Origin of the sequence: Bifidobacterium mongoliense DSM 21395, from assembly GCF_000741285.1 — a bacterium.
Lineage (GTDB): Bacteria > Actinomycetota > Actinomycetes > Actinomycetales > Bifidobacteriaceae > Bifidobacterium > Bifidobacterium mongoliense.
In genome coordinates this window covers 1-14,147 of sequence record NZ_JGZE01000003.1, presented here as the reverse complement: position 1 = coordinate 14,147, position 14,147 = coordinate 1, and the positions used below count along the sequence as shown (strand labels likewise).

Genomic DNA, 14,147 nt, shown 5'->3' with positions numbered 1-14,147 from the left:
GCATCCGCATTGCCTCCTCGGAAATCCCCGGTGCGATGCATTCCGGTCGATGGCATTCAGGAAGCCCAGACGGCGGCGTCCGGGTCATCGTCGGGGTTATAGCCGTCATCATCGGCACTGTCCCGTCTGTCACCGGTGCCTTGGGAGCCATCGTCGTCTCCGTTGGTGGCCATGGGGTGTTCGTCGTAGGTCGATTGTTCGTCGACCACGCCGGAATCCGCCTCCGCGTTCAACTCCTGCAACGCCTTCGAATCCAGCTTGTACTGGGGCAGCACGTGTTTGATATAGCTTTGCACGGCCTCCTGCATGGGGATGTCGTGCCCGGCCTTCTCCGCAAGGAACCAGCGGTGATCGAGCACCTCGTGGAAGAACTGGGCCGGTTCGATCTGGGACCGGAAACCGGCGGGAATCATCCGCACGGTGGGCTCGAAGACCCCGCGCATCCAGTCCGTCGCGACGATCTCCATAGATTCGTCGTCACGCCATGAGGAGGCCCGATAGGCGTCCAGATCGTTGAGCAGACGCCTCGCCTGGTTCTCCTGCACATCAAGGCCGGTGAGCCGCAGCAACTTGCGCGAGGCATACCCCGCGTCCACAACCCGGGGCCGCACGAGCACACGTTGGCCGTCATCCGAGGTCTTCACCTCGAGCTCGTCCACGTCGAAGCCGAGTTTGTTCAGCGTGTTGACACGCTCCTCGATCTTCCACATCTCATCGGGGCCAAACTTCTCGGTGCCGGTCAGCGTGGTCCACAGCGACCGATACCGCTCTACCAGACGGTCGCCGACCTCGATCTCGTCGACGCTGCCCGGCAGGAGCTGCCCTGAGCTCAGATCCATGAGCTCGCCGATGATGTTGGTGCGGGCCAGATCGATGTCGTACTCGCGCTGCCCATCGGTCAACGCGCCGTGCAGATCGCCGGTTTCAGCATCCACCAGAAAGGCGGAGAAAGCATCCGCATCGCGCAGGAACAACACGTTCGACAGGGATACATCGCCCCAGTAGAACCCGGCCAGATGAAGCCGGACCAGCAGTACGGCAAGTGCGTCGATCAGCCGCTCGGCGGTGTCCGGACGCAGATTGCGGGCGAACAACACGCGATAGGGCAGCGAGAACTTCAGGTGCCTGGTGACGAGGATGGCCTCGAGCGCATTGCCTTCGCGATCCGTCCGGCCGGTGACCACGCCGATGGGCGCCACGGTGGGCAGGTCGAGCTTCCGCAGTCTGCGCAGCAGGTCGTATTCCCGCTCAGCCACTGACTGGGTGATCTCCTTCATCGCGTAGACCTCATCGCCGACGCGGACGAACCGGACCACATGCCGGGAGATGCCGCGGGGCAAGTTGACCAGCAGGTCGGCCGGCCAAGTCGCCAACGTCCGTTCCCACGGCAGGGTGAACATCTTGGGATTCGAGCTCGACGCCGTGATCTTGAGGGCCTTGGGCCTGATCACCGCGGCGTTCGACCCGCTGTTGTGCGAGGACGGCCCGCCATCGCGCCCGTCAATCGTCTCTGGTGTCTGTGTCTTCGTCATACCTGACAATCTACCTTCCGGACGTGAATTCGGCTGCACACACGTGGTACACAACGAGAAAGCCCCGCGGCTACGCGGGGCTTTCCGTGACGAGACCTTAGAGAGGAAGAGGCGATCTCGTGCAATGGTTGACGGGGCTAGGCCCCGCCAAGATTAGTTGAGGCGCAGTTCGCTGGAAGGAGCGAAGAGGTGCATCTTGATCGGATCAATCTTGATCTTGACGACCTCGCCGACCTTCGGCAGGGAGCGCGGGTTGACGCGGATCGTGGTCAGCTTGTTCTGATCGGACATCGTGGCAGACGCCTCCAGCACCGAGTTATCAGTGATGATGTTGCCGTAGATGTAACCGTCGGAACCCAGATCCTCGACGTTGACGACCTTGAGGGAGAACGCATTGTCGTCCTCACTCGTGGCGAGACCCGCATCCTCGGGACGGAAGCCGATGACGATCTGGCCATTGTCCTCCGGACCGAGCTTGGAGACGACCTCGGCGGGGAGATCCACGGTATCGCTACCGATCTGCGCCTTGCCGTCCACCACGGGGTGGGTGTTGATGTTCATCGACGGGGAGCCGATGAAGCCGGCGACGAAGACGTTGGCCGGGCGATCGTACAGCTCGGTCGGCGCACCGACCTGCTGCAGCAGGCCGAGCTTGATGACGGCGATGCGATCGCCCATCGTCAGGGCCTCGGTCTGATCGTGGGTCACGTACAGGGTCGTGACACCGAGCTGACGCTGCAGTGCGGCGATCTGCGTACGGGTCTGCACACGGAGCTTCGCGTCAAGGTTCGACAGCGGCTCATCCATGAGGAAGACCTTCGGCTCACGCACAATAGCGCGGCCCATAGCAACACGCTGACGCTGACCACCGGAGAGCGCCTTCGGCTTGCGGTCGAGGAACTCGGTGAGGTCCAGAATCTCGGCGGCCTTTTCGACGCGCTTGCGAATCTGATCCTTCGGGGTGCCGGCGATCTTCAGGGCGAAGCCCATGTTGTCGGCAACGGTCATATGTGGATACAGCGCGTAGTTCTGGAAGACCATCGCGATATCGCGGTCCTTGGGCTGCATCGTCGTGACATCCTTGCCACCGATCAGGATCCGGCCCTTGTTGACCTCTTCCAGACCCGCCAGCATGCGCAGCGTCGTTGACTTACCGCAACCTGAAGGCCCAACGAGAACCAGGAACTCACCGTCCTTGATCTCAAGATTCAAATCATCTACCGAAGGCTTATCATTGCCCGGGTATACACGAGTCACATGCTCGAATACTACTTCTGCCATTGTAGCCATTCCTTTCATCGGCAGGTACGTGCCGAACGATCCGTTGTGAAGGGTCCGCTATCATCCATACTCCCAACTTCGGGCATGTGGACAACAACATTCTGTTTTCCGGCCATTGAAGGTTCTCTTCGTTGAGCCATGGCCAACTATACACGGTTCGACGACACCGTCAACACGCCCCGCCACGCCGGCCATGTCACATTCGACAACGTGAAAGGTCAGACGCCACCCAACCCAATCCCACGGCGCGGCCCAGTGTCACCACACCATCAGTTCCGACTATCCGAAATTGGATGCATTTGGCTCGATGACAAGATAGAATGCAGACCTCACAAAGAAGGCGAGAGGACATGGAACCCATCCTCATTGGTGTGGTCGAGGACGACCCCACGGCAAGCCGACTCGTGCTGACCTATCTGGCCTTTCGCTGTTTGGTGTGGGTGGGCTGGTTATATGGTGACGGTGGCCAGGTCGAGCTTGCCGCAGGTCAGGTGGATCATCGTGGAGAAGTGGTCCATGTTGCGCAAGCCGCGGGCTCGGGTTTTGATGTGTTGGATGATGCCGTTCAATCCCTCGAGGATCGCGTTGGTGCACCGGTGGTCGAAATACGTGAGGATGTCCCGCCAGTGACGACGGATCCGGCGGGCGAGGGTTTTCATGGGTTCCAAACGGGAGTGCATCACCCACGAGCACCATGTCCGGAACCCGGCTCCGGCCCGCATCCGGCTCGTGCTGGTGGCGTGGATGTCCTGGAGGGTCTCGCGCATCCGGCAGGCGCGTCCGGTCCTGACCCGTTGTTCCTGCAGGTCATGCCTGGTCTCCAGCTGGAGCCCGGTCGGGCCCTCCTCGTTGCGCAGCCACAGGTATTCCGTGCGCCTGAGCAGGGGGTTGCGCCCGGCCTGCGTCTTGCGGACCTTGTCGACGGCCTCGTTGGCGTGCTTGATCACATGGAACTTGTCGATCACCTTGGCGGCGTTGGGCAGGTGTCCGCGGATGCCTGGCGAACCCCGGGCTCATGTCGCAGGTGACCGGTGGCACCCGGTTCGGGTCACCGTTGTGGTCCATGAAATCCAACGCGAACCGTTTGACGGTGTTCGCGTCCTTGCCGGGCACCACGCGGATCACGTTGCGCTCCGCCGGATCGGCGAGCACGGTGATGTACCGGTGGCCTTGGCGGCTGGTCCCGTCGATGCCGATCGCCTCCACGCCCGTGTGATCCCCGTACAGGCGGGCCTGGTCCACATCATGTCCGATGAACCGCCACGATCTCGTGTCATGTTCGCCGACCTGCCCGGCTATGTCCGCGACCGGCTGGCTTTTCGCCGGCTCCACGACCATCGCCTCGAACAACAGTGGACCCGCTGCCTGGACGGGCCCACGGCACCGGCACCGCACGCACGCCGTGCTCGGGGCATGATACGCGCGGCACGCCCGCGTGGATGAACGCCTGGTACGGGAAGAAGTTCAAGTGCCGCCACACCCGGTTCCTGACATCATGCATCGGGCACGCCTCCCGCCCGCACTGCGCATGCGGGCAAGAAAAACGCGAGCCGGGCTCGAATCCGATCGTGATGTGCAATTCGCGTCCGCCGCCCTCCCCGTCACGCAACTCCACACCCGAAACCCTCCAGGGATCAGGCAACTGCAAGGCGGCGGTGAACAACAACGTGGTATCCATACCCCCAAACTACCCGCCAGCCACCTCCACCCGACCAGCCCACCCACACCAAACAGCGAAAAGCCACCTATCTCAAGCGCTACCACGATGAGTATGGCACTACCTTCGTCACCTCGACGTTCAAGGATGGCGCCGACATCGTCGAAGGCTACTTCCCAGCATATGACATCCTGCTCATGGATATTGAGATGACAGGAATGGACGGTATGCAGGCTGCCAGGGAAATCAGACGGCAGGACACCCATGTCGTCATCGTGTTTATCACCGCGGCGCCACAGTACGCCATCAGTGGGTACGAGGTGCAAGCGTTGTCGTATCTGCTCAAACCGGTCCCCTGGTTCGCCTTCAGCCAGGAACTCAAACGCTCGATTGCCGCACTGCAACGCCGCAGCGCCGACTCGGTCCTCGTGGAGGCGGGATCCAACCGCCTGCGGCTCACCTTCTCCGAGATCGTGTACGCCGAATCCATCAGACACACCATCGTGATCCATACCTTGGGCGATACCATCTCCATGTCCGGCACACTCAAGGAACTCGAAACGCAATGGCGGGGCCACAACTTCTTCCGGTCCAACTCCTGTTACCTGGTCAACCTGCGCCATGTGAATGCAGTGGAGGGCCAAGAATGCGTGATGTCCACCGGTGAACGACTACGTATCAGCAGACCCCGTAAAAAAGCCTTCCTCTCTGCGCTCGTCAATTCATTGGGGGCCGACCCCCAATGAACACCACCATCACGAACGCCCTGCCCGACATTCCCCGTCTTTTCACCGCGGTGTGCGAATGGCTCGCCTGCGCCGTCTACCTGGCCATCATCTACCGCAGAGTCGCATCATCCAAGACCATAATCGTCCTGGCCGCAGGACTTCCCGTCATGATCGGCACCCAGTATGTCGCTGGCATCATGCCCAAATCGCTGTGGATACTGGGTATGCTGCTGGCTTTCACGGGTATGTTTCTCATCATCGTCAATGCCGGGGGGCTGCGTAAGAGGGAAGCCCTCTACCTGACCGCTAGGGCCTTCGTCCTCGCAGAACTAGTGGCGTCATTACACTGGCAGCTCGTTACTTTCCTAGGATTGGGAGGCTACCCCTCGGATAACCCTATGCTCTCAATCGCCGTGTTGCTCACGACCTACGCCGCCTGCTTCGGCGTGGCCTGGTACGCGGAACGGACGAACTTCAGCCAGACTTCGCCCACGGTCCCCAGCTTGTCGACGACGACGGCGACCATCGCCATCACCGCCGTCACCTTCGCCATGAGCAATCTGAGCTTCCTCTCGACCAACACACCGTTCTCCGGGACCGTGGGACAGGAAATCTTCTACATCCGCACCCTCGTCGACTTCTGCGGGTTCGCCATCCTTTACGCCCAACAAGAGCAATCGAGACGAATCGCGGCAAACGCCGAACTCGCCTCGATCGACGCGCAGTTGCACAGCCAGCACCAGGAGTACCTGCAGTCGAAGGATAATCTCGAATCGCTCGGTCGGATCGCCCACGACCTCAAACATCAGATCGGCGCGTTGCGCTCGCAGGTAGATCCCCAACACGTGGCCGAGGGCTTCGAACAGCTCGAAGCCGCAGTCGGCAAATACAGCGCACAACAGCATACGGGCAACCCCGTGTTGGACGTCATCCTCACCAGCAAGGCACGTCTGTGCGCGCACCAAGGCATCACATTCACGGCGGTAGCCGACGGCAAACTCCTGGCTGCCATGTCATCCATGGACATCGCCTCGTTGTTCGGCAATGCACTTGACAACGCCATTGAAGCCTCATCGAAACTCGACGACACCCAGCACCGTCTTATCCGCCTTGCCCTCTATGCCAAGCATGACTTCGTCGTCATCCGGGTCGAGAACTATTATGCCTCCCCAGTCAGCACGGACGCCGCAGGAGACTTGAAAACGACGAAGGCCGATGAGCATAAACACGGCTTCGGTGTGAAATCGATACAACATATCGCGCACCAGTATGACGGAGCGGTGACCATCCGCACCCATGACCACTGGTTCGTGCTGACGGTTCTGCTTCCCCACTGACCCCGTTTCGGCACCGTCAGCACCACCTCTCAGTGCCCTTGTTGCGCAGCACTGGACCCAGCATCTTCGGCACGCTTCGGCATGATCCAGAACTTGAGCAGCGGGTAACTCACCACCACAGCAAGGAAGGTGTTGACGACAGATGCCGCAGTCGCGGCCAGTCCCGCGTTCATGCCCCATCCCATGCACAATGTGGTCACATAACCGGGCAGGATCAGATTGACCACCACGACGACGACCGCAAGTATCGCGTACTTCCAAGCGGCGTCGGAGAAACTGGAATCAGACTTGAATACCCATTTCATCTGCACGACGAAATTCACCACCTGAGCAAGAATCTCCGCGAACAGGAAAGTGAGAAAACCGCCTAGTCCGTGGGATCCGGGCGTGGTGTAGTTGAAGATCAGGAACGAGAACGGGACGGTGAGCCCCATTACCGATATGAACACCACCGTGCCGATCCACGTCACGACGAAGCGCGTGATCGTCGAGATGTTCGACAGCACGTTGAATAGGATGAACTCCCAGATATTCGGATGCTCGTCAATCCAACGACGCAGTGGTCCCGACGCCCGATCGTCGCCGTCGGGGGCGGTACCGCCCCCGACACGCGGGGTGTTGGAGTGCATATCAGTCATGATGAAGTTCCTTTGCTATGTTTCGGGCGGCGCTACGGTTGCGCAGATACGCGACGACGAAAGCCCCCAGTCCACGTACGGCGTGCCCGTTGGCGACAAGCACGATGGCATCGACCATGGCACCGTCGACCAGGCCACCTGTCATCTTGGACATCGCCCGTGGAGGCATGTTGAGCACAAATAGGGTATCGAGATCGGGGGCTCCCTTTTTGCGAGAGATTCTGGCCTCACGCCGAACAAGCGTGCGGGCCACGGCTCGCGCGACGAGACCTCGCGAGTGTTGCCAGGAGACGATCGGATCATTGACTCCGAATACCGAGGAAGGCGACGTCAAAGGTACATGCCCGCGAAACAAGGTGGCCAGCTCATCGTCGGTCGCATCCTTCACACGGCCGGTGAGGTAGGCCCCCAGCGCGGGATCGGCCGGAACGGGTTCGACATCACCTTCAACGGTGAACTGTGCGCGCAGGCGGTCGTGATCGCAGTCTTCGCCGACCATGACTGTCCATGACCCAGATTCGGTACACCACCGCTGCACTGTCGGATCGTAGTGACGGAACGTGTATTGATCGAAATCGATATGCACCACCCGACGCTCATGAGCCGCAAGCCGTACTTTGATAAAGCTTGAGTTCACGATCCGGCCGGAGTACCCCACCTGCGGGCCGCGTACATACAGCTGGGCCACCGTTGCCCCTTCAACGTCGGACGTATTCGTCACTGTAAATGAGACGCCGTCGTCATTGACGCTGAGCGCCCCGAACGAGAACGACGCGTAACTCAGCCCATAACCGAATGGGAAACGCACCGGGATGTCGGCGGTCCGGTAATAGCGATATCCAACGAACGGCCCCTCACGGTAGATGGCGTCGGGTCCATCGGCGGGATACCATGCGGCACTTGGACAATCCGCATAGTCGATGGGCCAGGTCTCAGCGAGACGCCCGGAAGGGTTAACCTCACCCGTGAGAATCCGCACGGCGGCCGAGGCCCCGGCCTGACCGGACAGACCGACGTAGAGCACCGCATCGGCATCGTCAATCCACGATGTCTGTACAGGAGAACCCGCGACAAGGACAGCGACGATGGGCTTGCCCGTGGCGTGCAATGCACCGATAAGATCGACCTGCAGCTGCGGGATAGCCATGGTGGAACGGTCCAGTCCTTCGGATTCACTGCGCTCATCAAGTCCGATCACCACGACGACCACATCGGTGCCCTTGTCGGCGGCGAGCGCCACCGCATCGTCAAGCAACACGGTATTCGGCGCGCAACGGCGTTCGTACCCTTGCCGGTATCCCGCCACTGCCACGTCACTGGAACGCATAAACTGGTCAAGCAGGCTCTCGCTCCTCGTCGCGTTGACCTTGGAGGATCCACTGCCCTGGAATCGCGGTATCTTAGCCATGTCACCGATAATCGCCACTCGGGTGCCCCGCTTCAACGGCAAGACCGACCCTCCCGCCACACGACCATCGTTTTTCAACAGCACATCGGACGCCTCGGCCACCTGACGCGCGATGTCATGATGCGCATCAATGACATCGGGCCTCAGCACACCGTTCCGGTCAACCTGGCGGCCACCGGTACGCCTGGCCGTGGTCGCAACCTCGCGGGCACGCCGCTCCACATCATCCTTCGACAACGTCCCCGCATGCACGGCGGCAACCAGCTCTCGCACCGAAGTGTAGCCAGGAGAAGGCATCTCCAACGAACCACCCGCACGCACGGCGGCGACGGCGGAATTCGAGCCCCCCCCAGTCGGAGACAACCATCCGTCGAACCCCCACTCCTTACGCAGAATATCCTGCAGCAAGTGGGCGTTCTCGTGGGCGTACACGCCGTTGACTCGGTTGTAGGAGGTCATCACACTCCAGGGTTTGGCCTCTCGCACCGCAATCTCGAAGGCTGTGAGGTACAGCTCGCGCATCGTGCGATCATCCACGACGGAATTCGAGGACTGTCTGCGTAGTTCCTGGCTGTTGACCGCAAAATGCTTAGGGCAGGCACCGACGCCCTGACTCTGCACTCCCGTAATGAGTCCCGCGGCCATACGCCCGGAGACGATGGGGTCCTCCGAAAAATATTCGAAATTCCGACCGCATAAGGGATTACGTTTGATGTTCATCCCGGGACCAAGCAGGATGTTCACGTCAAGATCATGCGCCTCACGCCCCAGGGCACGGCCCATGCGCTCCACAAGCACAGGGTCCCATGAATTCGCGACCGTACCGGCCGTCGGAAAACAGGTTGCGGGTTTGGACTCGCCCAACCCAAGATGGTCGCCGGACCCCAGCTGGCGCCGCACCCCATGAGGGCCGTCGCTCATCACAAAAGCCGGCACCCCGGCCCGCTCATTCGCTCTGGACTCCCATTCGGAAGCACCTGACAGCAATGCCGCCTGTTCCGTAATTGAAAGATCATCACGCATCATCATTGCCTCGCATCGTTATCGCACTCATCTCATCGCCCCCGGGGACCGTCGGGTCGTGGCGCACCGACCTGCGATGCGCCACGACCGATCCGGTGTTACCTCGACTCGCCCGCGATCAAGGCAGGGCTCTTGCGCCGCCGCAGGTATCGGCGAATAGCCAGGAACTCGAGTCCGAGCACCAGCACCGCCACAACGATCCACGCCGTGACCATGGCCGTACGCCAGATAGGCATAGCCACCTTGGGTTCGCCGTTCGCATACTGCCAACCGTTCACCGTGGTGTAGAGGATGTTTTTCGTGGCCAACCGCAACGCCTTGACCGAGGTGGCCGACTTGTCCTTCACATGGTTGGTGATACTCGTCGTGGCCAGCATCGCGTCATTGCCGTTGCGAATCTCCTGATCAGCGTTCTGGTAGCCGTAGCCGCCAAAATAATCAGTGAGCACGAAACCACGGAAGCCCCATTCATCGCGCAACACGCCCTTGAGGAGGGCGGCATCGGCCCCGGCATAGGTCGCGCCAATGTAGTTGAAGGAACTCATCGCCGCCTGGGCGCCGCCCTCCTTGACGCTCATGGCAAATGGCCTGAGATAGATCTCTCGAATGGACTGCTCATTGGCCCAGGTGCACAACATATTGAGTCGGTTCGTCTCCTGATCGTTCATGGCGAAGTGCTTCATGAACGAATACACGCCCTTCTCCCTAGCCCCGGCGATCTGGTTGGAGGCCATCACGCCGGACAACAGGGAGTCTTCGGAGAAGTATTCGAACGTACGACCCGAGAAGGCATTACGGTGAATGTTCATCGCCGGGGCATACCACCCGGCCACGTGTATGTCATGGGCCATAGTGCCGATCATGGTGCCGAACCGTTCGGCTAGAGCTTTGTTCCAAGTGCAGGCGAACGCGGTTGAGGCCGGGAATCCGATGGACCCCACTCCCGTGAAGTTGTTGTTCAACGACGCAGGTCCGTCGGCATCGGTAAGTTGGATCTTGCCGATGGAAGGAATCGCCTGGGTTCCATAGCCCGCCATGGCTGAGAGATTATCCATCTCCGGCACAGTAAGCTGATCGAGCAGCGTCTTCCACTGTGGGTCCTCATACCTCCTTACCTCGCAGATCCACGAGCCGCACTCCATTCTTGCGCCCGTGGTGGGCATGACATCAGACTCCCGGTTGTGCTTGCTGGGATCGTAGTTGCCATTATTGGTGAAGCGCGACTTCGCGTCGGCACTCATGGAGAAATTCGTCGGAGCGGCCGTGGCCTTGGCGTAATTGGCAAAATGCCCAGCTCGTGAGAGATACACGACGTCACCAGCGGCCTGGTCGAACCTGTTGGTAGCGGCTTTCTTATCACCGTCATGCGTGTGCGAAGCCGTGTTGTAGGTGACGGTCTCTCCCATGGTGACGGTCTTGGTGTCGATGACACTATGGGCGTCGGCCTGGATGGAGATCTGATAATCGCCCTTTTCCAGCACATAGGCCTTCGCTTTGCTGGCATCATAGGAAGCCATGGCGTCATCATTGAAGGCGATCTTCACGACCTGCGAAGCGCCCGGGGCGAGCTCCTTCGTCTTCTCGAACGCGATCAGATTGGTCGACGCCTTTTCGATGCCGCCCTCGGTGTACGGCGGGTTGTAATAGGTTTCCACGACGTCCTTGCCCGGGGCATCGCCCGTATTGGTCACTGTCACTTCGAACGACACTTTGCCGTCGTGATGGGTCGCCGCGCCCATGCTTTGCGTGAAAGTCGTGTAACTCAAGCCGTATCCGAATGGGTACAGTACCGTATCGTCATAGTTGATCAGACCCTCTGCAGCAGCGGTCTCATAGAATTTGTACCCTACGTAAATCCCCTCGCTGTAATTGACGAACGTGGGCTTGACATCGCTGGTCTTCCCGGCGAATCCTGTGACCTTCTGCACGAATTCGTCAACGTTGTCGTAGGCGAACGCACCTGCGTTGTTGAAACTGTTAGATTGTTTGAGATTCCTGATGAAAGTGTCGGAGGTCTTCCCCAAGGGGTTGACCGCACCCGTCAGGACACCACCCAAAGCGCTGAAACCGGTCTGCCCGGCGGGCGGGCACCACAATACCGACTTGATCTGCGGATAATCGCGCAAAAAGTCGAACTGGAAGGTATTTGCACCGTTATAAACCAGGGTGACCTTGTTGAAGTTCTTCGAGACAAGATCGATCATATCGCGTTCGGTCCTGCTCAATTGGAGGAAATGCTCACCGTCTTTGAAATCGTCATAATCCTTCGAATTACTCTTGTAGGTGATCCCCTTGGCCTTCATATTGGTGGGCAGGTCGGCACCCTCACCACCGACTCGAGTGATGACGACAACAGCCTGATCCGAGTAGGCCTTGGCGTCACGCATCAACGAGCCGCTGTATTGCGCAGCCGGCACTTCAGGCAACGTCCAGTCTTGTGCGAACATGGCGACCACCTGCCGGTCCTTACGGTAATCGGTGTAGAGCTTGGTCAGTGCCGTATTGGTTTGCAATCCAGCCTGTTTGAAGCCGTCCAGGAGGGATACGGTCGGGTATTGATCAGACATCGAGCCGGACCCCGTGCCGCCGTATACGGGATTCGTCGAACCCCATCCGAAGACGTTCACTTTCTTGTTGGCAATCGGCAGATTCGCATCGTTGTTCTGCAGCATCGTCACCGCTTCGGACTGCACGTCTTTGGCGAGCGCATTTGCCTGCGTCACGGTGCGATTGGACAGCTGATACTTGGTGATGGTCGCGTTGTTGAGCAACGTCGACATAGGGCCCGTCAACATCATGGACAGCGCCACGACGACACCCACCAATGCCACAAGCCATGCCTGCGAATGGATGAGCTTGCGGGCGGGTCGATTCCCGACCGTCGCCTTGTTGACCGCCACCGTCACCACCAACGCCAGCAGTAGCAGGCCTGCGGCTATCGCAAGATACGGAATCAGTGAGTGCAGCACGGCGACGACATCGGCCATATTGATCTGCAACATGGTTACAACCTCCTCGTTCTTCTTCGTAACAACGTGACACATCCTCATGTCATGTCGATATGCCCATTACACCAAGAACGCCGGGACTTGGGGCGCGTGAGACCTAAACTGCATGATTCGCGGCATAACCTGTCGAGCGACCGCCGCCAGGGGCCATTCGCAACCCCCACACCATGCCCACGATCTCTTCCGTGGTCACGCTGCATTCCACATTAATTGAAACCGACAAGTCGATCCGCAACCCGGTACCCATAACGGATGATGAAGCGTCCTCCTCGACCCGGAAGATTGATGGCACGAGAAGCCAGCGTGCGCCTCACATCATGTCCGATCCTAGGCGACATCATATCGATGTCCCTCCACAACCCATCCTTGATCATATAGTTCACAGGCCGGCGCGAAAGAATGAGGAACACGCTGGTGACCACGCTGGTGATGGAGAGGAAGTGAATCATATAGTGATATAAACCATCCGGAACGGAATCCGGCTCAGGTGTGTCTAAGGTCATCGCGTGATTGACTCTCACCAACTGGTCTGTTCTGGCGATCATCGCGTTCGTCTGGACCGACTGCCCCTCACGACCGATGAAGTAGTGATAGAACGGCGTGTCCACGTACATCAGCGTCTTCACATACGGTAAAGGCTCATACGCATAAATGAAATCGACGTAGAACGTGTGTTCCGGAAGTCGCAGCCGCGCACGGCGAAGAACCTCCGTGCGGAAAAATATGGAATGCATAATGAGATATTGCGACAGACCAAATCGACCTAGATCGTCCCACCCCAACCTGGTGTCGGACTTCATCACTCGGTCAAAACAAACAATGTGCTTATGCCGACGCCCCACTTTGTCGTAAACATAATCCGTGACAAGGAGATCGACGGGCTCCGAGCGGCCACACTCGGACCGAAGCACCGCCATTACACGCTCCAGGGACCCGGGGCTGACCCAGTCGTCGGCATCGACGACCTTGACATACTGCCCTCGGGCCAAGGCCACACCAGCGTTGACGGCTCCGCCATGGCCTTTGTTGGACTGATGCAGCACTCTGATCACGCTGGGAATCCGACGTGCATATCCATCAGCGATAGCGGCGGTACCATCACTCGAACCATCATCGATAACAATTATCTCGATGTCACTGGAATCCTTGGCCATAAGCAGCGGGTCCACACACCGGCCGAGATATACCTCCATGTTGAATGCGGGTACAACGAAACTCAACGTGATGTGACTCTTGTGCTGCATGGCTCTCCCGGCTGATGACGCATCCATCCACGCCACAGCGATGGGCGACGCGGATGCCTCGTGTGAATAACATAGCACCTTCGACTTCGACGACCGCAGGGTACCTGCCATACCACGATAACGTCCGGTTTTTTGCGCAAATTGGTGGGTGCTTTTTGAGGTGGTGGAGCATGGCTTGTCACCTGTGTACGATTTCAGTCGCCAGACCATTAACCGCTCTAGAAAAGCAGGCGACAGAACCATGCCCGATACAATCATACAAGTCAACCAAGCCATGTTCGAGAACCAATT

At 59.3% G+C, this 14,147-nt stretch carries 6 protein-coding genes and 4 pseudogenes; 3 read left to right on the top strand and 7 right to left on the bottom strand.

Annotated features, from left to right (window positions below; genetic code table 11):
• Window positions 1-56 precede the first annotated feature (56 nt).
• From BMON_RS02370 to BMON_RS02360, 3 genes and pseudogenes are all read right to left on the bottom strand, one after another.
• A pseudogene (locus BMON_RS02370) lies at window positions 57-1,442 on the bottom strand (DUF4032 domain-containing protein); the annotation flags it as partial.
• Between the two features lie 243 nt (window positions 1,443-1,685).
• Window positions 1,686-2,813 carry an ABC transporter ATP-binding protein gene (locus BMON_RS02365; protein ID WP_033513574.1) on the bottom strand — a complete coding sequence of 376 codons (1,128 nt, stop codon included), beginning with the start codon at window positions 2,811-2,813 and terminating at the stop codon, window positions 1,686-1,688.
• 449 nt (window positions 2,814-3,262) lie between these two features.
• Window positions 3,263-4,491 (bottom strand): annotated as a pseudogene (locus BMON_RS02360) (ISL3 family transposase).
• Between the two features lie 116 nt (window positions 4,492-4,607).
• On the opposite strand from BMON_RS02360, the pseudogene BMON_RS10755 reads away from it, so the two are divergent.
• The 3 genes and pseudogenes from BMON_RS10755 to BMON_RS02350 all read left to right on the top strand — a co-directional run.
• Window positions 4,608-4,811: pseudogene (locus BMON_RS10755) on the top strand (LytR/AlgR family response regulator transcription factor); the annotation flags it as partial.
• Window positions 4,791-5,216, top strand: a complete 426-nt coding sequence (locus tag BMON_RS10750; protein WP_474842367.1) for a LytR/AlgR family response regulator transcription factor — start codon at window positions 4,791-4,793, stop codon at window positions 5,214-5,216. The pseudogene BMON_RS10755 and the gene BMON_RS10750, both read left to right, overlap by 21 nt.
• A complete protein-coding gene (locus BMON_RS02350; RefSeq protein WP_033513711.1) occupies window positions 5,213-6,535 on the top strand; it encodes a GHKL domain-containing protein in 1,323 nt (440 codons plus the stop codon). The genes BMON_RS10750 and BMON_RS02350 overlap by 4 nt, the downstream gene beginning before the upstream one ends.
• A 29-nt stretch (window positions 6,536-6,564) precedes the next feature.
• Here the strand turns inward: BMON_RS02350 and BMON_RS02345 are convergent, their stop codons facing one another.
• The 4 genes and pseudogenes from BMON_RS02345 to BMON_RS02330 form a co-directional block, all read right to left on the bottom strand.
• Entirely contained in the window at window positions 6,565-7,173 is a 609-nt protein-coding gene (locus tag BMON_RS02345; RefSeq protein ID WP_081882804.1) for a GtrA family protein, read from the bottom strand.
• Entirely contained in the window at window positions 7,166-9,610 is a 2,445-nt protein-coding gene (locus BMON_RS02340) for a beta-glucosidase family protein (RefSeq protein ID WP_237745295.1), read from the bottom strand. The genes BMON_RS02345 and BMON_RS02340 overlap by 8 nt, the downstream gene beginning before the upstream one ends.
• A gap of 92 nt (window positions 9,611-9,702) precedes the next feature.
• A pseudogene (locus tag BMON_RS02335) lies at window positions 9,703-12,606 on the bottom strand (glycoside hydrolase family 3 N-terminal domain-containing protein).
• A gap of 212 nt (window positions 12,607-12,818) precedes the next feature.
• Window positions 12,819-13,856, bottom strand: coding sequence for a glycosyltransferase family 2 protein (locus BMON_RS02330; RefSeq protein WP_033513713.1), 1,038 nt, complete (start codon window positions 13,854-13,856; stop codon window positions 12,819-12,821).
• Between the last annotated feature and the right edge of the window lie 291 nt (window positions 13,857-14,147).

Coding starts and splice junctions, on each gene's coding strand:
- BMON_RS02365 (WP_033513574.1), bottom strand. CDS start 2,813: ATGGCAGAAGTAGTATTCGAGCATGTGACTCGTGTATACCCGGGCAAT.
- BMON_RS02350 (WP_033513711.1), top strand. CDS start 5,213: ATGAACACCACCATCACGAACGCCCTGCCCGACATTCCCCGTCTTTTC.
- BMON_RS02345 (WP_081882804.1), bottom strand. CDS start 7,173: ATGACTGATATGCACTCCAACACCCCGCGTGTCGGGGGCGGTACCGCC.
- BMON_RS02340 (WP_237745295.1), bottom strand. CDS start 9,610: ATGATGATGCGTGATGATCTTTCAATTACGGAACAGGCGGCATTGCTG.
- BMON_RS02330 (WP_033513713.1), bottom strand. CDS start 13,856: ATGCAGCACAAGAGTCACATCACGTTGAGTTTCGTTGTACCCGCATTC.